2 protein-coding genes are annotated in these 1,293 nt (G+C 41.8%); both read left to right on the forward strand.

Annotated elements, in window-relative coordinates; translation table 11 throughout:
* The first annotated feature begins 86 nt into the window (after nt 1-86).
* The gene (locus ABD734_RS07750; protein ID WP_344703118.1) at nt 87-404 is read left to right on the forward strand and encodes a helix-turn-helix domain-containing protein; all 318 of its coding nucleotides are present in this window, start codon (nt 87-89) and stop codon (nt 402-404) included.
* A gap of 2 nt (nt 405-406) precedes the next feature.
* Nucleotides 407-1,246 carry an IS3 family transposase gene (locus ABD734_RS07755; protein ID WP_344703120.1) on the forward strand — a complete coding sequence of 280 codons (840 nt, stop codon included), beginning with the start codon at nt 407-409 and terminating at the stop codon, nt 1,244-1,246.
* The last annotated feature ends 47 nt before the right edge of the window (nt 1,247-1,293 follow it).

Raw genomic sequence — 1,293 nt, forward strand, 5'->3', positions numbered from 1 at the left:
TAGACTAACCTAATTATTTGAGACAATATAAAACACCTTCGAAATGGTACAATGTTCATCAAGTACTGAATCGGAGGTGTTTTTGCATGGGCAAAAACGTATATTCAAGTGAGACCAAGTGGGCAGTGGTCAAAGCGAAAATGGCGGGTGAATTGACTACAAATGAAATTATGGAGAAATACGGCATCAAGAATAAATCTCAAATTTCCACATGGGTCAGATGGTATAAGCAAGGGGAACTTTATCGATTTGATCAACCGATTGGAAAGCAGTATACCTATGGACATGGTCCTGAAGAGCGCTCAGCTGATGAACGAAAAGATCGTCAGATTGAACATTTGAAGATGGAGAACGATATTTTAAAAAAGTATATGGCGATCGAAAAGGAGTTGAAAAAGAAATAGTTCTGACACTTGTTGAAAGAATGCAGACCAAATACACGATTACTGCCATTTTAAGTGCATTGCTTGTGCCGCGTTCAACCTACTACCGATGGCGATCGGAAGCCACTGATTCATCGTTGACCGATGTCGAGCGGACAATCATTGATATATGTGAGTCGACGAAGTATCGATACGGCCATCGCAAGGTGAGAGCGTTGTTGCAGCGAGACTACAATATCAAAAGGAATCGGAACACTGTGCAGCGCATCATGCAGAAATATCATCTACAATGCCGGATTAAGCCGAAAAAGAAATGGCAGTCACAAGGGGAAACCATTATTATCGCACCCGATCGAATCAAGCGTGACTTTCAGGCTGCCGCGCCCAACCAAAAATGGGTCACGGACATTACTTACATCCAATACGGGCGCACTGTGCAGTACCTGTCAACGATTATAGATCTTTACAACAATGAGATTGTCGCAGCCAAATTGTATAATCATCAGCAGACGCCATTAGTGCTGGATACACTGAAAGAAGCTTTGGAGAAACGGGCACATCCTAAAGGCGTGATCATTCATTCGGACCAAGGGAGTGTGTATACATCATATGCCTATCAGTCATATGTAATGGAAAATAATCTGGTGAGCAGCATGTCCAGACGCGGGAACTGTTGGGATAATGCGGTCATCGAATCGTTCCATTCTAACCTGAAGTCTGAAGCGTTTATATACACCAGATTCAATTCACTCAGTAATGTTGAGACGATTTCACGTGTGAATCAATACTTAAAGTACTATAACGAAGAAAGAATACAAGAAAAATTAGGCTACCTTCCTCCAATTCATTTTGGAGGAAGGTAGCCTAATGAAGGTGTTTTATATGTGTCTCATACTGCTAGGTCAGTCTA

It is taken from the genome of Salinicoccus jeotgali (genome assembly GCF_039538805.1).
GTDB lineage: Bacteria > Bacillota > Bacilli > Staphylococcales > Salinicoccaceae > Salinicoccus > Salinicoccus jeotgali.

What these genes read in the sequence shown, in the direction of transcription:
- ABD734_RS07750 (WP_344703118.1), top strand. Translation starts at nt 87, where the DNA reads ATGGGCAAAAACGTATATTCAAGTGAGACCAAGTGGGCAGTGGTCAAA.